We start from the raw sequence: 20,197 nt of genomic DNA, 5'->3' as shown, positions 1-20,197 counted from the left end.
GAATTCCGCCGACCGCGGTTCGGCAAAACGGCCGAAACCTGCTCTCCTCGGCGCCGGGCCTGCCCTGGCACCCGTCTTGCAGACCTCCCCGGCGGCCGCATGCCGCGGCCGGTCAAGAAAGCCCGTTCGGGGAGATGCTCATGGAAGACGCCGTCTCCGGTCTCGGCCAGCGCCGATTCCGTCCCGCACCCGCCGCCGCCCAGCCGGTCGGCACCCGCCAGAGGATCGTGTCGATCTTCGGCGGCTCGGTCGGAAATCTGGTCGAGTGGTACGACTGGTACATCTACGCCGCCTTCTCGCTGTACTTCGCCAAGTCCTTCTTTCCGGCCGGCGACACCACCGCCCAGCTGCTGAACACGGCGGCGATCTTCGCCATCGGCTTCCTGATGCGGCCGATCGGCGGCTGGCTGATGGGCATCTATGCCGACAAGCACGGCCGCAAGGCGGGGCTGACCCTGTCGGTCATGGTGATGTGCGCCGGATCGCTGATCATCGCCCTGACCCCGACCTACGAGACGATCGGCGTCGCGGCGCCGGTGCTGCTGGTGCTGGCCCGGCTGCTGCAGGGCCTCAGCGTCGGCGGCGAATACGGCGCCAGCGCCACCTACCTGTCGGAGATGGCGACCAGCCGGCACCGCGGCTTCTACTCCAGCTTCCAGTACGTCACCCTGATCATGGGGCAGCTGCTGGCCCTGGCCGTGCTGATCCTGCTGCAGCAGGTGTTCCTGACCGCCGAGCAGCTGGAGGCCTGGGGCTGGCGCATCCCCTTCGTCATCGGCGCCATCTGCGCCGTGGTGGCGCTGTATCTGCGCCGCAACCTCGCCGAGACGGAGGCGTATACGAAGGCGAAGCGCACACCGCGCAGCGAAAGCCTGCTGCGGTCTCTCATGCGCCACCCGCGCGAGATCATGATCGTGGTCGGGCTGACGCTGGGCGGCACCGTCGCCTTCTACACCTACACCACCTACATGCAGAAATTCCTGGTCAACACCGTGGGCATGAGCAAGACGGACTCGACCCTGGTCTCGGCCGCGGCGCTGTTCCTGTTCATGTGCCTGCAGCCGGTGGTCGGCGCCTTCTCCGACCGGGTCGGCCGGCGGCCGCTGCTGATCGCCTTCGGCGTGCTGGGCACGATCCTCACCGTGCCGATCCTGTCGACCCTGGCGCAGACGCAGAGCGCGCTCGCCGCCTTCGGCCTGATCGTGGCGGCGCTGGTCATCGTCTCCGGCTACACCTCGATCAACGCGGTGGTGAAGGCCGAGCTGTTCCCGACCGAGGTGCGCGCGCTCGGTGTCGGCCTGCCCTACGCTCTGACCGTGTCGATCTTCGGCGGCACCGCCGAATACATCGCGCTGTGGTTCAAGGACATCGGGCATGAGAGCTGGTTCTACTGGTACGTGACCGGCTGCATCCTGTGCTCACTGCTGGTCTACGCCTTCATGCCGGACACCCGGTCGACCTCGAAGATCGACGACGGGACGCAGCCGTCGTAGTAGGGTCCAGGCCCCGCCGCACGGTGCGGCGGGGCCTGAGAACCGTGTCGCGTCCGCCATGTACCCGTCCCGCCTGACCGCCCGCCGGGGCCGGATCCTGCTCTTCGCCGCCGCCGGCGCGGTGGCGGCCGGCCTGTCGCTGGCGGTGCACGGCTGGGCGCTGCGCGACGGCAGCGAGGCGCTGGAAGGGCAGGCGCGGGAGCGGCTGACCCTCGCCGCTGCCAGCGTCGAGGCGGCGATCGGCCGCTTCCGCTACCTGCCGCAGGTGATCGCCCGGACTCCCCAGATCCGCACCTTGTACGACGCGCCGCCAAGTGCAGGCGCGATCGATGCCGCCAACCGCCACCTGCAGGCGATCAGCAATGCGGCGGGGGCGGCGGCGCTCTACGTCCTCGACCGCGGCGGCACGGCGATCGCCGCCAGCAACTGGGACACGCCCGGCAGTTTCATCGGCCACGGCTACGCCTACCGGCCCTATTACCGTGAGGCGATCGAGACGGGCGAGGGCAGCTTCTACGGCATCGGCGCCACCACCGGGCAGCCGGGCTATTTTCTGGCCAGCCGGATCGACGCGCCGGGGCCGGGCGGACAGCCCGAGCCGGTCGGCATCGCCGTGGTCAAGGTCGACCTGACCGGGCTGGAGCGCGAATGGGCCGGGGCCGACGCCACGCTGGCGATCGCCGATGCCGACGGCATCCTGTTCCTCGCCGCCCGGCCGGGCTGGCGCTACCGGCCGCTCTTCGCCCTCGGCGACCGCGCCCAGGCCTCGATCCTGGCCGAGCGGCGCTATGCCGGGCTGCCCTCCGTCACCCGGCCGATCTTCCGCAGCCGCTCGACAGCTGAAGCCCAGGGCCGGTCGGTCCGGCTGCTGGACCCCGCGCCCGACGGCGCCGCCGACCTGCTGCTGTTCACCCTGCCGCTGCCCGATCACGACTGGTCGCTGATCGCCGTGGCCGATCCGGGCCCGGTCCGGACCAACGCGCTGGTCGCGGCCGCGGCCACGGGGCTGGCCGTGATCGCGGTGGTGCTGGCCGGTGTGGCCTGGCATGCCCGGCGCCGCGCCCGGCTGGCGGAGCGACGGTCGAAGGACGAGCTGGAGCATCGGGTGGCGGAGCGGACCGAGGCGCTGACCGCCGCCAACCGGCGGCTGGAGGCCGAGATCGAGGAGCGCCGCCGCGCCGAGGCGGAGCTGCACCGCACCCGTGACGACCTGGTCCAGGCCGCCAAGCTGGCGGCGCTGGGCCAGGCCTTCGCCGGGCTGGCGCATGAGATCAACCAGCCGCTGGCGGCGCTGAAGACCTATCTGGCCAGCACCCGCCTGCTGTCCGGCCGCGGCGAGACCGCAAAGGTGGCGGCCAATATCGACGTGATGGCCGAGGCGGTCGACCGGGTCGCCGGGCTGACCGGCCAGCTCAAGCGCCTGGCCCGACGCGACGGGCACGACGCCGCGCCGGTCGACCTCGCCGCCGTGCTCGACAGCGTGCTGCGGCTCCTGGCCTACCGCCTCTCCGATCTCGGCATCGCGCTCGACCGGACCGGCGAGGGGCCGGCGGTGGTGATGGGCGAAGCCGGGCGGCTGGACCAGGTGGTGATGAACCTGCTGGGCAACGCGATCGACGCGGTGCGCGGCTGCGAGACGCGGCGGATCCGGGCGATGATCGAAACGCGGGACGGCGCGGTCCGGCTGACGGTCGAGGATTCCGGTCCGGGCATCGACCCGGCGATCCGCGGCCGGCTGTTCGAGCCCTTCGTCACCACCAAGGAGGCCGGGGACGGCCTCGGCCTGGGCCTCGCCACCGTCTACCGCATCGTCCGCGACCATGGCGGCGGCATCGCCCATCGCCCCTCCGATCTCGGCGGCACCGCCTTCGTGGTCACGCTGCCGCTGGCCGAATCCGAGAGGGCCGTCGCCGAATGACCGCGACGCCCCCGCATCGCATCCTGATCGTCGAGGACGACCCGACGGTCGCCGACTCGATCGAGCAGTGGCTGGGCCTGTGCGGCTTCGCGGTCGAGACGGCGCGCTCGGCGGCCGAGGCGCTGCGCCGGATCGACGGCTTCGGCCCCGACGCCGTGCTGACCGATGTCCGCATGCCGGGCGAGAGCGGCCTCGAGCTGCAGCGCCGGCTGGCGGCGGAGCGGCCCGGCCTGCCGGTGGTGCTGCTGACCGGGCATGGCGACGTGCCGATGGCGGTGGCAGCGCTGCAGGCCGGCGCCTTCGACTTCATGACCAAGCCCTACGAGCCGGACCACCTGGCCGCGGTGCTGCGCAACGCCGCGTCGCAGCACCGGCTGCGGCGCCGGGTGGGCGAGCTGGAGGGCCGGCTGGACGGTGCGCTGGCCGCGACGCTGGTCGGGGACGCCCCGGCGATGCGCCGCCTGCGCCGGCTGGTGGCCGATCTGGCGGCGCTGCCGGTCGACGTCGTGGTCCGCGGCGAGACCGGCACGGGCAAGGAGGTGGTGGCGCGGGCGCTGCATGAGTTCGGCCCGCGCCGCGACCGGCCCTTCGTCGCCATCAACTGCGCCGCGATCCCGGCCGAGATGATCGAGGGCGAGCTGTTCGGCCATGAGGCCGGCGCCTTCACCGGCGCCCGCGGCGCCCGGATCGGCAAGTTCGAGCATGCCGACGGCGGCACCGTGCTGCTGGACGAGGTCGAGAGCATGCCGCTGCCGGCCCAGGCCAAGCTGCTGCGCGTGCTGCAGGAGCGGGTGGTGGAGCGGCTGGGCTCCAACCGGCAGATCCCGGTGGACATCCGCGTCGTCGCCGCGGCCAAGGCCGATCTGCGCGAGCGGGCGGCGGCCGGCGCCTTCCGCGAGGACCTGTTCTTCCGGCTGGCGGGGGTGGAGATCGAGATCCCGCCGCTGCGCGACCGCGGCGACGACATCCTGCTGCTGTTCGAGCGCTTCGCCGGCGCCGCCGCCGACCGGCTGGGGCTGGAGCGGCGCCGCGCGTCGCCGGCCGAGGTCGCGGCGCTGCTGGGCCATGGCTGGCCGGGCAATGTGCGCGAGCTGAAGGCGGCGGCCGAGCGCTTCGCCATGGGCCTATCCGGGGCCGGCGCCGGCGACATCCTGAACCCGGCGGCACAGGCCGGCGGCGGGCTGGCGGAGCGGGTCGCCACCTATGAGCGCAGCCTGATCCTGGCGGCGCTGCGCGAGACCGGGGGATCGGTCGCCGCGGCGCTCGAGATTCTCGACCTGCCGCGGCGGACCCTCAACGAGAAGATGGCCCGGCTCGGCATCGACCGCTCGCGGCTCGACCCATCGGACTGACGGCCCGGCCCGGCTCCGGTCACAAAAGGGCAAAATTTGGGCAAATCCAGGCATGACTACTTTTTAATCTTTTTCCCCTTGCGACGGAGGCCCGGACATGCCATGTTGCAGTGCGACATGCAGCGTTGCTGCCTGTCGTAACGCACTTCTTGGGCGTTTCCTCCCTAAACTCGAGCCGCAGCGATGCGGCTCTTTTTCTTTTCGGGCTGCCGGTGCCCTCTACGGCGCCGCCTCCGCGTCCGTCCGGCGGCGCTCGCGCAGCCGCTCGCGCACGCGGGCGTCGCGGCGGGCCTGGCGCAGCTCCTCGCGGGTCGGCCGCCACCAGCCGCGGACCCGCTCGTCCGGCCCCGCCTCGGCGCGGCTGGGCCAGACGCCGATCAGCTCGTCGAGCGAGGGGCGGCGCCAGCTTGCCCAGACATAGTCGCCGGCCGCCGGGTCGGGATGGGCGTAGATCCCGGCGATGCCGGCGGGATCCGCGATCTCGCCCGTGATCTCGGTGAACGCCAGCATGCCGAAGCGTTCGGTCATCACCGGCCGGTCCAGCGGCGGCAGGTCGGCGGCGAGCACCGGATAGCGGTGCCGGCGGCGCTCCGCGGCCAGGATGGCGGCGCGGCGCTGGCGTTCGGGCGTCCATTCCGCCAGCCGGCGTTTGCGGCGCTCCTCCGGCTCGTTGCGGCGGGCGGCGGCCTCGATCACCGGCCAGCGCCGCCACAGCTCCTCATAGGACCGGAACGGCACCCGCCAGGTCCGGGTGGCGCCGTCCCACCAGGACCAGGGGATGGCGTGCATCTGGTCGACGACCGTCCGGGAATAGGGCGTCCGGACGCGCAGGTCGTCGGCGACCTCGAGATAGGGGCTTTCGATCGGATCGAAGTCGAAGGCGTCGCGGCCTTTGGCGTCGCCGTAATCGCCGCCGGGTGGCAGCTCCTGCGCCAGCCAGCGGGTGAGGCGGCGTTCGGCGGTGGTGCCGGGGATGAACCAGGCGCCTTCCGCCTCGCGCCAGCGGGCCCGGGGGAACGCCTTCATCAGGCGCTCGACCAGGGCGCGGTCATAGGGGAACCGGGCCTCGATCCCCGGCTTGTCGCCGCCGGCCGGCGTGATCGTCACGCGGCCCATGATCCGGTCGGGCTGCCGCCTGTCTGGTCGCATGCCGATTCAGATGGGGGCGCCGCGCCGCTCCGTCGACGCGCCGCGCGGCGGGTGACGGTCCGGCCATCCTCTGCTTTCACCGGTGTGAAACGCCGCTCCTGCCAAAGCGGTGTTCGCGAAACCTTGGCGCCCACGGGTGGGGCAAGCTTCTCCGCTGTCGGCGGCACTTGACAGCTCCCCGCATCGCCTCCAGGCTGATTTCACAAGAATGAAAAAGTAGCGCGACAGGAGGCGAGCCGATGCTGATGCGGGCCGACCGATCGCAAGCACCGTTGTCCCGGGCCGGGCAGGGGGCGCACGGCCTGGCGCTGACGCGGCTGTCGCGGCGCTACGGGCCGGTCCGCGCCGTCGACGACGTGTCGCTGGACATCCCGGGCGGCGAGTTCCTGACCCTGCTCGGCCCCTCCGGCTCCGGCAAGACCACCCTCCTGATGATGATCGCCGGCTTCGTCGCGCCCAGCGCCGGCCGGATCGCGGTCGATGGCCGCGACGTCACCGCCGTGCCGCCGGAGAAGCGGAACTTCGGCATGGTGTTCCAGGGCTACGCCCTGTTCCCGCACATGACGGTGGCCGAGAACATCGCCTATCCGCTCAGGGTCCGCGGCGTGAAGCGGGCGGAGATCGCGGCCAGGGTCGCCGCCGCCGTCGCCCGGGTGCGGCTGGACGGCTTCGACGACCGGTACCCCCGGCAGCTCTCCGGCGGCCAGCAGCAGCGCGTCGCCGTCGCCCGCGCCCTGGTGTTCGACCCCGACATCGTGCTGTTCGACGAGCCGCTCGGCGCGCTCGACCGCCAGCTGCGGGCCGAGATGCAGCTGGAGCTGAAGACGCTGCATCGCGACCTGGGCGCCACCTTCATCCTGGTCACCCACGATCAGGACGAGGCGCTGTCGATGGCCGACCGGGTGGCGGTGATGAATCGCGGCCGGCTGGTCCAGGCCGGCGCGCCGGACGAGCTGTATGAGCGGCCGCGCACCCGCTTCGTCGCCGAGTTCCTGGGCAAGAGCAACTGCATCGCCGGCCGCATGGCCGGCCGCGACGGCGCGCTGATCCGGCTGGAGGCCGGCGGGGCCGCGATCCTGCATCGCGGCGCGGCGACGCCGCCGCAGGGCCGGGCGGTGATGCTGGCGCTGCGGCCGGAGAAGGTGCGGGTCGCGGCGCAGGAGCCGCGCGACCTGGCCAACCGGGTGCCCGGCCGGATTCTCGACATCGCCTATCTCGGCGCCACGCGGCAGGTGGTGGTCGGGACCGACGCCCTCGGCCCCGTGACCGCGACCGGCTTCGCCTGGGAGGCGGTGCCGGATCTCGGCCTCGGCGCCTCCGCCTGGGTCGGCTGGGCGCCGGAGGCCACCGTGCTGATCGAAGAGGAAGCCGACGACCGATCGGCCTGAACAGACAGGGGGCAACCATGACGGCATCTCGGTATCGCGCGGATCTGGCCGCCATCGCGGCGGAGAACTTCGTCCAGGGCCGGATCGACCGGCGCGGCTTCCTGGCCGTGCTCGGCGCGCTCGGCGTCGTGCCGGCGCTCGCCTCGGATCCGGCCCGGGCGGCGGCGCAGGAGATCGTGGTGGTGAATTTCGGCGGCGACGCCGTGCCCGCCTGGGGCAAGGCCTGGGGCGAGCCCTTCACCAAGGACAGCGGCATCAAGGTCACGGTGCTGGGCGCCGAGCCGACGCCCGGCGCGATCAAGGCGATGATCGACAGCGGCAATGTGGTGTGGGACTGCACCGACGCCGACGGCTTCTACCTGCCGATCCTCAGCAAGCAGGGCCTGATCCAGCCCTACGACTATTCGAAGGTCGACAAGGCCAAGGTGCGGCCGGAATTCACCTTCGAATACGGCTGCGCCGCCTACATGTACTCGACCGTCAACGCCTTCAGCCTGGAGAAGACCGGCGGCAGGACGCCGAACGGCTACAAGGATTACCTCAATTTCAAGGACTTCCCGGGCAAGCGCGCGATCTACAAATGGCTGGTCGGGTCGCTGGAGGCGGTGCTGCTGGGCTCCGGGGTCGAGCCGGACAAGCTGTACCCGCTCGACGTCGAAAAGGCCTTCGCCATCCTCAAGGACCACCGCGACCAGTTCCTGCTGTGGGGCGGCGGGGCCGAGAGCCAGCAGCTGTTCCGCGAGGGCGAGGTGACGATGGGGCCGATCTGGTCCACCCGCGCCTCGGTGCTGGACCGGGATTCCGGCGGCAGGATCACCTGGACCTGGGACCACGGCATCGTCGCCCCGGGCGTGCTGCCGGTGCTGGTGAAGAACCCTGCCGGGCCGGCGGTGTTCGACTTCATCGCCTCGACCCAGGCGCCGGAGCGGCAGGTCGAGCTGCTGAAGCTGCTCGGCAACGGACCCGCCAACCCGGCGGCCAGCGCCGGCCTGCCGCCCGAGCTGCAGAAGATCGACTGCGGCTACGAGCCGAACTACCGGCGCCAGATCCCGATCGACAGCGCCTGGTACGCCGAGAACTACGACACCGTGCAGAACGACTTCCTCGATCTGATGGCGGGTTGAGGCATGGTGGCGCCGGCCTTTGGGCTCTCTCCGTCATCCTTTCCTCGTCATGGCGAGGAGCGAAGCGACGTGGCCATCCAGGGGCCGGTGCGAGCCGCCCTGGATGGCCACGCCCCTGCGGGGCTCGCCATGACGGGTCAATGGTTCGGGCTGCGTTTTGGGCTGTCGGCATGACAGCAGCGCCGGCCCTCGACAGCGCACCCCCGGCCGTCGCGCGGCGTCGCGCGCCCGCTGCGGCCTGGGGGCTGGTGCTGCCGCTGATGGCGGCGCTGCTGCTGCTCTACCTGCTGCCGCTGGCCAACATCCTGTGGATCAGCGTCACCGACCCGGCGCCCGGCCTCGGCAACTACCAGCGGCTGCTGGACTCCGAGGCCATGCGGCGGGTGCTGTGGACCACCTTTCGCGTCGCCGCCTGGACCACCGTCTGTGCCGTCGTCCTCGGCTATCTCGTCGCCTATGTCATGCTGCAAGCCTCGCCGCGGCACCGGCTGTGGATCACCGCCTTCGTGCTGGTGCCGTTCTGGGTGTCGGTGCTGGTCCGCGCCTTCGCCTGGCTGACGCTGCTGCGCAGCGAGGGGCTGGTGAACGGGGCGCTGGCCGGGCTGGGCCTGATCGCCGAGCCGCTGCCGCTGGTGCGCAACGAGTTCGGCGTGCTGGTCGGCATGGTGCACTACATGGTGCCCTACGCCGTGCTGCCGCTCTATGCCGGGATGAAGGGCATCGACCCGGCCCTGGCCGCCGCCTCGCGCTCGCTCGGCGCCGGGCCGCTGCGCACCTTCGTCAAGGTGTTCCTGCCGCTGTCCCTGCCCGGGATCTTCGCCGCGGCCCTGCTGGTCTTCGTGCTGTCGCTCGGCTTCCTGGTCACGCCCGCGATCCTCGGCGGCGGCAAGGTGGTGATGATCGCCGAATATGTCCGGCTGCAGATCTTCCAGACGGTGCGCTGGGGTGTCGGCACCATGATGGCCTCGGTGCTGCTGCTGTCCGTCCTGGCCCTGATCGCGGCGCTGTCCCGCGTGGTCGATGTCCGCCGCCTGTTCGGAGGAGGGGCCTGATGCGCTGGTCCGTCCTGGTCGCCCTGTGCTGGGCCGTGCTGCTGTTCCTGATGCTGCCGACGCTGGTGGCGATGCCGCTGTCGGTGACGCCGAACCGCTACCTGTCGCTGCCCACCGACGGCATCTCCTTCCAGCACTACGCCACGCTGTTCGGCGACGCGCAGTGGCGCTCGGCGATGCTGCAGAGCCTCGGCATCGGCCTCGCCGTCACCGCGCTGTCGGTGGCGCTGGGCACGCTGGCGGCGATCGGCCTCTGGCGGCTGTCCTCGGCGCTGGGGGAGTTCGCCCGGATGCTGGCCCTGGCGCCGCTGATCGTGCCGCCGGTGGTCTCGGCGCTGGCCTTCTACCGCTTCTTCGCCGGCATCAGGCTGCTCGACAGCTTCGCCGGGGTGATCCTGGCGCACACGCTGCTGGCGGCGCCCTATGTCCTCGTCACGGTGTCGGCCGCGCTGGCCTCGGTCGACCCGCGCCAGGACCAGGCGTCGCGCTCGCTCGGCGCCTCCCAGTCCCAGACCATCCGCTGGGTGATCCTGCCGCAGATCCTGCCCGGCATCCTGGCCGGCGGGGTCTTCGCCTTCCTCACCTCCTGGGACGAGATCGTGGTCACGCTCTTCATCGCCGCCCGCGCGGTCTACACCCTGCCGCGCAAGATGTGGGACGGCATCAACGAGCGGGTGGACCCGACCATCGCGGCGGCGGCCACGGTGCTGTTCGCCCTGACCCTGCTGCTGGTTCTTCTGCAGATCCTGCGCGCCGGCCGCGAGCCGGCGGCGACCGACCGAGAGGTTGCGCCATGACGATGACGAGCCCCGCCGCGCCGGACGGCGTCACCTGGACCCTGCCCGCCGCCTGGTACCGCGACCCGGAGCGTTACGAGGCCGAGCGCCGGAATATCTTCATCCGGCACTGGATGCTGTTCACCTGGTCGGACCGGCTGCGCAATCCGGGCGACTACGTCACCGGCACGGTCGCGGGCTATCCGGTCTTCGCCATCCGCGGCGAGGACGGGCAGGTCCGCGCCTTCCACAATGTCTGCCGCCACCGCGGCGCCCAGCTGCTGACGAAGGCGGAGGGGCAGTGCGGCAGGCTGGTCGTCTGCCCCTATCACAGCTGGAGCTACACGCTGGACGGCCGGCTGAAGCGGTCGCCGGATTTTGGCTCCGCCCCCGCCTTCGACCCGGAGGAATGGGGCCTCTACCGGATCGCCGCCGAGGAGTGGCGCGGCCTCGTCTTCCTGCGGATCGCGCCGGAGGGGCAGGGGCTGCGCGAGTGGCTCGGCCCCATCGACGCCCTGGCCGCCGACTATCCGCTGGAGCGGCAGCACTGGTTCGCGGAGAAGAACCGCGACTGCGCGGTCGACTGGAAGACCTACGGCGAGAACTACCTCGAATGCTACCACTGCCGGACCATGCATCCGGGGCTCTGCGCGTCGCTGGACATGAGCCGCTACAGCATCGACGTGCATGACGAGGCCGGTGTCTTCCACCTGCACGCGCCGCGGCGCGACGGCGGGCTGACCCGCGGCGTCTACTTCTACCGCTTCCCGTTCCTGATGCTGAACCTCTACGACTGGGGCAGCTCGATCGCGACGCTGGAGCCGCTGGGCGCCGGAAGGCTGCGGCACATCAACTGGTACTTCTTCACCGACGTCTCGCCGGAGACGGCGGAGGAGAACCGCCGGTCGATCGAATGGTCGGCCCAGATCGTCAGCGAGGACCTCGACATCATCACCGGGGTGCAGCGCAACCTGAACGCCGGCATCTACCAGCGCGGGCCGCTGTCGCCGAAGCACGAGCACGCCGTGCATGCCTTCCAGGACATGGTCCGCCGCGGCATGGACGACCCCGCCCCGCGCCACCGCGCCGCCGCCGAATAGAGAGACCGGATGACCACGACTGCTTCTTCCCAGCCCAATGGCACGGCGGCCGGCAAGCGCTACGACGCCATCATCATCGGCGCCGGCCACAACGGCCTCGTCTGCGCCAACTACCTGGCCCGCTCCGGCCTCAAGGTGCTGGTGCTGGAGCGCCGCAAGGTGCTGGGCGGCGCCGCGGTGACGGAGGAGATCGCGCCCGGCTTCCGCGCCTCGATCTTCTCCTACCTGATGAGCCTCCTGCACCCGCGCATCATCCGCGACTTCGAGCTGGCGAAGCACGGCCTCGTGGTGCTGCCCTGCTCGGACATGGTCTCGCCGGTCGGGGGCGACGACTACATCCTGTTCTCCGACGACATGGCCAAGACCCAGGCCAGCTTCGCCAGGTTCTCGAAGAAGGACGCCGCGATCTATCCGGAGTTCGACCGCTACCTGCAGGAGGCGGCGCAGATCGTGCGCAAGCTGCTGTGGGAGACGCCGGTCGACCCGGCCCGGCGCGACTGGCGCGGCTTCCGCGACACCGCCGCCTTCCTGTGGCGGCACCGCAAGATCGGCCGGAAGATGTACCGGGTCGCCGACATGCTGAGCATGAGCGCCTACGACTTCCTGCGCGAATGGTTCGAGGACGACAGGGTGATGGCCGTCCTCGCCTACTACGCCTCGATCGGCACCTTCGCCGGGCCGAAGACCCCGGGATCGGCCTACGTCATCATGCACCACGTCATGGGCGAGCATGAGGGCGCGGGGGGCTGGGGCTTCATCAAGGGCGGCATGGGGGCGATCACCCAGGCGCTGGCCTCCTACGGCCGCGGCATCGGCGTCGACCACGTCACCGAGGCCGAGATCAGGGAGGTGCGGCTGGCGGGCGACCGCGCCACCGCCGTGACCACCGCGGCGGGGGACACCTATTCGGCCCGGATCATCGTCTCCAATGTCAGCGCCAAGGCCCTCTACCTCGACATGATCGGCGAGGCGCAGCTGCCGGCCGAGCTGCTGCGCGAGATCCGCGGCTACCGCAGCTTCTCCACCGCCTTCAAGATGAACATCGCCTGCGAGCGGCCGCCGCAGTACCGGATCCTGGACAAGGTGCGGGCCGACGGCGCCTTGGGCAATTTCAGCTACCCGACCTACATGCACATCGCGCCCGACATCGACTATCTCGAGCGCGCCTATGACGACGCGAAATACGGCTGGTACTCCAGCCGGCCGTTCCTGACGCCGGTGGTGCCGACCATCGTCGACGACAGCCTGGCCCCGCCCGGCAAGCATGTCGTCAACCTGTTCGGCGGCCATGCCCCCTACACGCTGAAGGGCGGCGACTGGGCGGCTGAGAAGGAGAACTTCCGGAACACCGTGTTCGACACGATCGAGGAATACGCGCCCGGCTTCCGCAACGACGTGATCGAGGCCCAGCTGCTGGTGGCGCCCGACATCGAGCGCATCGTCGGCCTGCCGCAGGGCCACATCTTCCATGGCGAGCTGTCGACCGACCAGCTGTTCTTCCAGCGCCCGGTCTCCGGCTACGCCGATTACCGCACGCCGTTCCGGGGGCTTTACATCTGCGGCTCGTCGATGCATCCGGGCGGCGGCGTCTCCGGCATCCCGGGCCACAACGCGGCGCGCGAGATCCTGCGCGACGTCAAGGCCAGGCGGGCGTGAGGCGGAGAGGGATATTGGTCGACGAAAGCAACAAGCGGCTCATCTCCTTTAAGTCCCCCCTCCCCTTGCGGGAGGGGGGCAGGGGGAGGGGTCTGCACGCGTCCGCGCGCGAAAGGGCCGGATCAATCGGGCCGGGCAGCCGGGCCGGCTCTCCGCACATGATCGTCGGCTCAAGCCGAGAGACCCCCCTCCCCCTATCCCCCTCCCGCAAGGGGAGGGGGGACTCGTTCTGCGTCAGCTCGGCGAGGCAACAGGCCGGCGCGAAGGTGCGGTGATGACCGAAGGCGAACACACCGATCCGGACCTGCCGGGAACGGACTCCGACCCGTCCTCCGGCGACCCGGTCGACAGCCTGGGACCGCAGATCCGCGAGCTGCGGCAGCAGCGCGGCCTGACCCTGACCCGGCTGGCCGCCGTCACCGGCCTGTCGGTCGGCCACCTGTCGCAGGTCGAGCGCGGCCTGTCGACGCCGACGATCCGCCAGCTGCAGCTGATCAGCAGCGCCATGGGCGTGACCATCGGCTGGTTCTTCCGCGACCCGACCCCGCGCGACGACGAGGACCGGGTCGTGGTCCGCGCCGGCCGGCGCAAGGTGCTGGACATGGGCGGGCTCGGCCTGACCGACGAGCTGCTGGTGCCCAATCTCGACGGCAAGCTCGAGCTGCTGCTCTGCACCATCCAGCCGGGCGCCGGCAGCCCGGACAGCTACACTCATGAGGGCGAAGAGGCCGGCTTCATCCTGTCCGGCGCGCTGGAGCTGTGGGTCGACGAGAAGCTCTACGTCCTCGGCACCGGCGACAGCTTCGCCCTTGCCAGCACCCGGCCGCACCGCTACCGCAACCCGGGCCCCGGCATCACCCAGGTGATCTGGGCGATCACGCCGCCCAGCTTCTGATCGCGGCCCGGCGTCAGCCGGCCCGCCGGGCCCGGCGCTGTTCCTCGCTGTGGTTCACGACGTGCCCGACATCGCCGAAGGCGATGGCGTTGCCCTGTTCCGGGATGACCTGCTGGCCTTCCAGATCCAGCCGGGCGACGACGATGTCGTCCTTGTCGCCGTTCGAGTTCGTCACCTCCAGGTGGTCGCCGGGCTTGCAGCGTCTCAAGATCACGAGCGGATCCATGGCGGGCTCCATTCCGTTCCGCGACGGCCGCCCGGCCGCGGCTGCGGCGCGGGCCTGGCCCTCCCCGAGTCAACGGGCCGCGCGCGGCGGCGGTTCGGCGGGGCCGGCTACCGAACCGCCGGGGTCACGGCTCAGGCCGCGGCCGTGGCCGTCCGCGGGCGGATGCCGAGCAGGATCATCAGCGCGGCCACCAGGAGGATGAGGCCGGCGGCGGTAAAGACGCCCAGCGCGCCGCTCAGGTCGAAGATCGCGCCGCCGGCGGCCGCGCCCGTCGCGATCGCCAGCTGGACCGCGGCGACCAGCAGGCCGCCCGCGCTCTCCGCCTCGTCGGGGACCGTGCGGGTCAGCCAGGTCGACCAGGCCACCGGCACGGCGCCGAAGGCCACGCCCCACAGGGCCACCATCGCCGAATCCGCCAGGGGCGCGCCGCCGCCCAGGGCCACGAGGCCGAGCCCGAGCACGCCCATGGTCAGCGGCATCAGCATCATGGTCAGCCGCATGCTGCGCTCCAGCAGGAAGCCGCCCAGGAAGGTGCCCAGGAAGTTGGCGATGCCGAAGCCCAAGAGGATGCCCGAGACGCCGTTGATGTCGACGCCGGCCACGCCCTCCAGGAAGGGGCGGATATAGGTGAAGAAGGCGAAATGCCCGGTGAACACCAGGAGGACGGCGAGCATGCCGAATCCGACCTGCGGCCGCGCCAGCACCTCGGCCAGGGTGCGCAGGCTGGTCTGCGCGTTCGGCGCCATCCGCGGCAGCGTCGCGAACTGCACGACCAGCGCCAGCACGCCCAGCGCCGCCGCGATCAGGAAGACGCTGCGCCAGCCGATGAGGTCGCCGAAATAGCTGCCCATCGGGGCGGCAGCGACCGTCGCGGCGGAGACGCCGCTGAACAGCAACGACAGGGCCCGCGGCACCAGCGCCTCGGGCACGAGGCGCATCACCGTCGCCGCCGCCATGGTCCAGAAGCCGCCCAGCGCCACGCCCAGCAGCACGCGCCCGAGCAGCAGGGCCGGCAGGCCGGGGGCGAAGGCGACCAGCAGGTTCGAGATCGTCAGCAGGACCGAGAAGGCCAGCAGCACGATCCGCCGGTCGATCCGCCGGGTCGCGGTCGAGACCAGCAGGCTCGTCACCAGGGCGACCACCGCGGTCGCCGTCACCGCCTGGCCGGCCAGGCCCTCGGTCACGCCCAGATCCGCCGCCATCGGCGTCAGCAGGCTGGCGGGCAGGAACTCCGCCGTCACCAGCCCGAACACGCCGAGCGTCATCGAAAAGACAGCGCCCCAGACCGGCTCCACCCGCGCCGGCGCCGCACCCGTCCGCTGTGTCCACTCGCTCATGAGACCGTCCTTCGAAGAGAGTTTTTGGTGCAGTGCAGCAGAAGGTAGGATGGACTTTCCGGACGATCCATGTCAGACACTCCGGAATGTTTGATCGGAAGTCCGAAACTCGACCCGAGCAGACTCGCCCCCGGCCCTCGGGCGACTTCGTCAGCGAGCTGCTGCTGGGCATGCGCCTCGTCGGCGTCCAGTACCGCCGGATCGCGGTCACGCCGCCCTTCGGCCTCGGCTTCGGCACCGTCGGCGGGCGGGCGCAGTTCCACTTCATCGCCCGCGGCCCGGTCTTCCTGCGCACGGCGGGCGGGGATCTCCACGCCCTAGACAGCGGCGACGCCGTGCTGCTGCCGCGGGGCGGCGCGCATGATCTGCTCTCGGCGCCCGACCGGCCCAGCCGCGACATCGCCAGCTTCGAGGCCGCGGCGCTGTGCGAGACGGTCGGCGCGATCTGCGACTGCCCCGACGGCACCGGCCTGACGGCGGGCGTGCTGGTCTTCAGCGGCTGCATGGAGTTCGACCTCGGCGCCATGCATCCGCTGGTGGCGCTGATGCCCGAGGTGATGCGGGTCGGCACGCTGCTCGACCGCTATCCCGAGATCCTGCCGATGCTGGAGGCGATGGCGCGCGAGGCCTGCTCCGAACGCGTCGGCTTCGCCGCGATCCTGGCGCGGCTGGCGGATGTCGTCTCCGCCTCGATCGTCCGCGGTTGGGTGGAATGCGGCTGCGGCGACGCCAAAGGCTGGATCGACGCGCTGCGCGACCCGCGCCTCGGCCGCGTCATCGCCGCGATGCACCGCGATCCGGGCCGGGACTGGACGGTGGCTGAGCTGGCGGCGGAGATGGGCAGCTCGCGCTCGGTCTTCGCCGAGCGCTTCCTGGCGGTCACCGGCCTCACGCCGCTGCGCTACGTCACCGAGCTCAGGATGCGCCTCGCCGCCCAATGGATCGGGCGCGACCGGATGCCGATCGAGGCCGCAGCGCACCGCCTCGGCTACGGCTCGCAGGCCGCCTTCAGCCGGGCCTTCAAGCGGGTGGTCGGCCGGTCGCCCGGGGCGGTCCGCGCCGCGGCCGCCGCCCCGGCGGGGCCGGCCAACGGTCAGATGTTCGAGCTGTAGATCGCGTCGACAACCGCGTCCGTGACCTCCCTGGTCGTCGCGGTGCCGCCGACATCCGGCGTCAGGATACCGGCCCCGGTCACCCGCTCGACCGCGCGCATCAGCCGCTCGGCCGCCTCGCGCTCGCCGAGATGGTCCAGCATCTGCGCCGCGGTCCAGAAGCTGGCGACCGGATTGGCGATGCCCTTGCCGGTGATGTCGAAGGCCGAGCCGTGGATCGGCTCGAACATCGACGGGAAGCGCCGTTCCGGATCGATATTGGCGGTCGGTGCCACGCCCAGGCTGCCGGCCAGCGCGCCGGCCAGATCGGACAGGATGTCGGCGTGCAGGTTGGTGGCGACGATGGTGTCGAGGCTCCGCGGCTTCAGCGTCATCCGCACCGTCATGGCGTCGACCAGCATCTTGTCCCAGGTGACATCGGGGAATTCCCCCGCGACCTCGGCCGCGATCTCGTCCCACATCACCATGCCGTGGCGCTGCGCGTTCGACTTGGTGACCACGGTCAGCAGCTTGCGCGGGCGCGACTGCGCCAGGCGGAAGGCATAGCGCATGATCCGGGTGACGCCGACCCGGGTGAAGATCGCGACCTCGGTGCCGACCTCCTCCGGCAGGCCGCGATGGGCGCGCCCGCCATGGCCGGAATACTCGCCCTCGGAATTCTCGCGCACGATCACCCAGTCCAGGTCCCCGGGCCCGGCATGGCGCAGCGGCGAGGTGATGCCGGGCAGGATCCGGGTCGGCCGGACATTGGCATACTGGTCGAAGCCCTGGCAGATCGGCAGCCTGAGGCCCCACAGCGTGATGTGGTCCGGCACGTCCGGCGCGCCGACCGCGCCGAAATAGATCGCGTCGAACGGCTTGAGGATCTCCAGCCCGTCCGCCGGCATCATCGCGCCGTGCGCCTTGTAGTAGTCCGAGCCCCAGTCGAAGGTCGTCACGTTGAACCGGACGTCGCCGAGCCGCTTCTCGAGGCTTTCCAGCACCGTGATGCCGGCGGCGATCACCTCGGGGCCGATGCCGTCGGCGGGGATGGCTGCGATCGCGTAGTCGCGCATGGGCGAAGCTCCAGCAAGAGGGTGGTCAGCGCGGACCGACCGGAAGGGGAAGGGCGTCCCGGCGCCGCGGGCGCGCCACCAGGAGGGTGATCGCGGCGGACAGGACCAGGAGGCCGGCGACGAAGTAGAGCCCGCCCGCGAAGCTGCCGGTCTGGCCCTTGATCCAGCCGATCATCGCCGGCCCGACGAAGCCGCCGAGATTGCCGATCGAATTGATCGTCGCGATCCCCACCGCGGCGGCGGAGCCCGACAGGAACGTCGTGGGCATGCTCCACAGCGGCGGCTTGGAGGCGCTGATGCCGATGTTCACCAGGGTCAAGGCGATCAGGACCGCGGCGACGGTGGCGGCGAAGCCGGCGAAGACCAGCCCGGCGGAGGCGAGCAGGCAGGCGGCGACCACATGCCATTTCCGCTCGCCGGTCTGGTCCGACCGGCGCGCCCACAGCACCATGCCGACGACGGCGAGGGTTGGCGGGATGGCGTTGAGGAATCCGACCTGGAGCGAGCCCAGCCCGAACTCCTTGATGATCTGCGGCGCCCAGATCCCGAGCGTGTAGAGGCCGGCGGAGGTGCCGAAATAGACCAGCGCCAGGGCGATCACGCGGACGTCGGCGAGGCCGCGCCACAGGCTGTGGCTGGCCGTGCCGCTCTTGGCCGCCTGCTCGGCCCGCATCGTGGTCACCAGCCAGTGGCGCTCCTCCGCCGTCAGCCAGGACGCCTTCTCCGGCCGGTCGGTCATATGGAACAGGACCACGACGCCCAGCACCACCGCGGGAAGGGCCTCGAGCAGGAACATCCACTGCCAGCCGGCGAGACCGAACAGGCCGTGCATCTCCAGCAGGGCGCCGGAGATCGGCGAGCCGAGCGCGCTCGAGATCGGCACCGCGGCCATGAACAGCGCGGTCACCCCCGCCCGCCGGTGCGCAGGGAACCAGTAGCTGAGATACAGGATGATGCCGGGAAAGAACCCCGCCTCGGCGGCGCCCAGCAGGAAGCGCAGGATGTAGAAGCTGGTCGGGCCCTGCACGAAGGCCATCGCCGCCGAGACCAGGCCCCAGGTGACCATCACCCGGGCGATCCATATCCGCGCCCCGACCTTGTGCAGGATCAGGTTGGACGGGACTTCGAACAGGAAGTAGCCGAGGAAGAAGATGCCGGCGCCGAATCCGAACACGGCCGGCGAGAAGCCCAGGTCCTGGTTCATCGTCAGCGAGGCGAAGCCGATATTCACCCGGTCGAGATAGGCGATGAAGTACAGCAGCATGATGAAGGGGGTGATGCGGTAGGTGATCTTGCGCAGGACCCGCGCCTCGATCTCGCTTCCCATCAGCGTATCCTCGCCCGGCTGTTGTTGTTGGTTGGTCTGTCCGACCTTAGGAGCGGGCGGCGAGGAGCCTCAATCCGCGTTGGATTATTCAAAAAAATGATATGATCTAGCCCGGCCAAAAGGGGAAGGGATGGATCTGCACCAGCTTCGCTGCTTCGTCGCGGCTGCGGAGGATCTGCATTTCGGGCGCGCGGCCCAGCGGCTGGGCATGCTGCCCTCGGCGCTGGGCCGGCACATCCGCCTGCTCGAGGAGGATCTCGGGACGCGGCTCCTGGCCCGGACCACGCGCCATGTCGCCCTGACCGAGGATGGCGCCGCCTTCCTCGACGAGGCGCGCTCGCTGCTGGCGCGGGCCGACGAACTGACGGCGCGCTTCCGGGACAGGGGGCGCAGCCGGGCCACGACGCTGCGGCTCGGCGCCATCGACAGCGCCGCGGCCGGGCTGGTGCCGCTGCTGCTCCAGGATTTCCAGGACCGGCGTCCCGACGTCACGGTGCGCCTGGTCGAGGACAAGACCATCCGCCTGGTGCCGCGCCTCCTGTCGGGCCGGATCGACCTCGCCCTGATCCGCCCGCCGGAGACGCCGGACAAGGCCCTGGAGATCCTGTTCCTGTTCCATGAATCCGCCGTCGTCGCGGTGCCGGAGGATCATGCCCTGGCCGGCCGCGACCGGCTGGCGGTCGCCGACCTCGCCGGCGAGCCGCTGATCGTGCCGGATCGCCGCTCCCGCCCCCACAGCCACGACCTGACCGTCAAGCTCTTCGCCGAGGCCGGGCTGCAGCCGGACATCGCCCAGATTGCCGATGAGAAGCAGACCATCGTCAATCTGGTCGCGGCCGGGCTCGGCGTGGCCATCGTGCCGCGCTGGACCTCGCGGCTGGCGACCCGGGGCGTCCGCTACGTCCGGCTCGAAGGGGCCAAGGCGACCATGGACCGGCTGCCGCTCGCGGCCGCCTGGGTCCGCGATGCCCGCGACGCGGTCCGCGACGACATGGTCGCGCTGCTGCGGTCTCGCCTGGACCGCTATGCCGACCAGGCCTGACGGGCGACGCCGGACATCGCCGGGCGCGCATGCCGCCTCCCTGCGAGCGGATGGCCTGTAATACAGCGATCTGGATTTTATCAGTATTTCGCATTCAATATAAATATTGATGCGGTGGTTGTGTAGGAATTACAATCGAGATCGGAATATGAGAGGCAAATGAATTTAAAATCGCGGTGATTGCGCTCAGGATTG

Annotated in this window: 17 protein-coding genes; 12 read left to right on the top strand and 5 right to left on the bottom strand. The window is 70.9% G+C overall.

The window, feature by feature from the left end; genetic code table 11:
• The first annotated feature begins 140 nt into the window (after positions 1-140).
• The 3 genes from G537_RS0121615 to G537_RS0121605 are packed head-to-tail and all read left to right on the top strand — an operon-like array spanning position 141 to position 4,763.
• Positions 141-1,493, top strand: a complete 1,353-nt coding sequence (locus G537_RS0121615; RefSeq protein WP_026871895.1) for an MFS transporter — start codon at positions 141-143, stop codon at positions 1,491-1,493.
• A 58-nt stretch (positions 1,494-1,551) separates the two neighbouring features.
• A complete protein-coding gene (locus G537_RS0121610) occupies positions 1,552-3,411 on the top strand; it encodes a sensor histidine kinase (protein ID WP_051248817.1) in 1,860 nt (619 codons plus the stop codon).
• Entirely contained in the window at positions 3,408-4,763 is a 1,356-nt protein-coding gene (locus G537_RS0121605; RefSeq protein WP_026871893.1) for a sigma-54-dependent transcriptional regulator, read from the top strand. The genes G537_RS0121610 and G537_RS0121605 overlap by 4 nt, the downstream gene beginning before the upstream one ends.
• A gap of 219 nt (positions 4,764-4,982) precedes the next feature.
• On the opposite strand, the gene G537_RS0121600 is transcribed toward G537_RS0121605, so the two are convergent.
• Positions 4,983-5,912, bottom strand: a complete 930-nt coding sequence (locus G537_RS0121600; RefSeq protein ID WP_211230455.1) for a hypothetical protein — start codon at positions 5,910-5,912, stop codon at positions 4,983-4,985.
• Positions 5,913-6,151: 239 nt separating this feature from the next.
• Between G537_RS0121600 and G537_RS39165 the strand changes: the two genes are divergently transcribed.
• The 7 genes from G537_RS39165 (at position 6,152) to G537_RS0121560 (ending at position 13,903) form a co-directional block, all read left to right on the top strand.
• Positions 6,152-7,300 carry an ABC transporter ATP-binding protein gene (locus G537_RS39165; RefSeq protein WP_081688962.1) on the top strand — a complete coding sequence of 383 codons (1,149 nt, stop codon included), beginning with the start codon at positions 6,152-6,154 and terminating at the stop codon, positions 7,298-7,300.
• 17 nt (positions 7,301-7,317) lie between these two features.
• Positions 7,318-8,424: an extracellular solute-binding protein gene (locus G537_RS0121590; protein WP_026871891.1), complete on the top strand. Its 1,107-nt coding sequence runs from the start codon at positions 7,318-7,320 to the stop codon at positions 8,422-8,424.
• Positions 8,425-8,594: 170 nt separating this feature from the next.
• On the top strand, positions 8,595-9,476 hold the full coding sequence (locus tag G537_RS0121585; protein WP_051248815.1) for an ABC transporter permease: 882 nt from the start codon (positions 8,595-8,597) through the stop codon (positions 9,474-9,476).
• A complete protein-coding gene (locus G537_RS0121580) occupies positions 9,476-10,273 on the top strand; it encodes an ABC transporter permease (RefSeq protein WP_034852545.1) in 798 nt (265 codons plus the stop codon). The genes G537_RS0121585 and G537_RS0121580 overlap by 1 nt, the downstream gene beginning before the upstream one ends.
• Entirely contained in the window at positions 10,270-11,352 is a 1,083-nt protein-coding gene (locus G537_RS0121575) for an aromatic ring-hydroxylating oxygenase subunit alpha (RefSeq protein WP_026871889.1), read from the top strand. The genes G537_RS0121580 and G537_RS0121575 overlap by 4 nt, the downstream gene beginning before the upstream one ends.
• 9 nt (positions 11,353-11,361) lie before the next feature.
• On the top strand, positions 11,362-13,008 hold the full coding sequence (locus G537_RS0121570) for a phytoene desaturase family protein (RefSeq protein ID WP_051248813.1): 1,647 nt from the start codon (positions 11,362-11,364) through the stop codon (positions 13,006-13,008).
• 274 nt (positions 13,009-13,282) lie between these two features.
• Entirely contained in the window at positions 13,283-13,903 is a 621-nt protein-coding gene (locus G537_RS0121560) for a cupin domain-containing protein (protein WP_034852543.1), read from the top strand.
• Positions 13,904-13,916: 13 nt separating this feature from the next.
• Here G537_RS0121560 and G537_RS0121555 read toward each other — a convergent pair whose 3' ends face one another.
• Positions 13,917-14,129, bottom strand: a complete 213-nt coding sequence (locus G537_RS0121555) for a hypothetical protein (RefSeq protein WP_026871885.1) — start codon at positions 14,127-14,129, stop codon at positions 13,917-13,919.
• 131 nt (positions 14,130-14,260) lie between these two features.
• Complete coding sequence (locus tag G537_RS0121550) at positions 14,261-15,466, bottom strand: MFS transporter (protein WP_026871884.1); 1,206 nt, start codon at positions 15,464-15,466, stop codon at positions 14,261-14,263.
• 86 nt (positions 15,467-15,552) lie between these two features.
• Here G537_RS0121550 and G537_RS39160 point away from each other — a divergent pair, with 86 nt between their 5' ends.
• Positions 15,553-16,578 (top strand): AraC family transcriptional regulator, encoded by a 1,026-nt coding sequence (locus G537_RS39160; RefSeq protein WP_051248811.1) that lies wholly within the window; start codon positions 15,553-15,555, stop codon positions 16,576-16,578.
• Here the strand turns inward: G537_RS39160 and G537_RS0121540 are convergent.
• Positions 16,560-17,633: a tartrate dehydrogenase gene (locus G537_RS0121540; protein ID WP_026871883.1), complete on the bottom strand. Its 1,074-nt coding sequence runs from the start codon at positions 17,631-17,633 to the stop codon at positions 16,560-16,562. The genes G537_RS39160 and G537_RS0121540 overlap by 19 nt on opposite strands.
• A gap of 25 nt (positions 17,634-17,658) precedes the next feature.
• On the bottom strand, positions 17,659-18,960 hold the full coding sequence (locus tag G537_RS0121535) for an MFS transporter (RefSeq protein WP_034852539.1): 1,302 nt from the start codon (positions 18,958-18,960) through the stop codon (positions 17,659-17,661).
• Positions 18,961-19,090: 130 nt separating this feature from the next.
• Between G537_RS0121535 and G537_RS0121530 the strand changes: the two genes are divergently transcribed.
• Positions 19,091-20,002 (top strand): LysR family transcriptional regulator, encoded by a 912-nt coding sequence (locus tag G537_RS0121530; RefSeq protein WP_026871881.1) that lies wholly within the window; start codon positions 19,091-19,093, stop codon positions 20,000-20,002.
• Positions 20,003-20,197: the final 195 nt, after the last annotated feature.

It is taken from the genome of Inquilinus limosus DSM 16000 (assembly GCF_000423185.1).
GTDB lineage: Bacteria > Pseudomonadota > Alphaproteobacteria > DSM-16000 > Inquilinaceae > Inquilinus > Inquilinus limosus.
The sequence above is the reverse complement of the archived record's forward strand: the minus strand, read 5'-3'. Positions and strand labels throughout refer to the sequence as shown.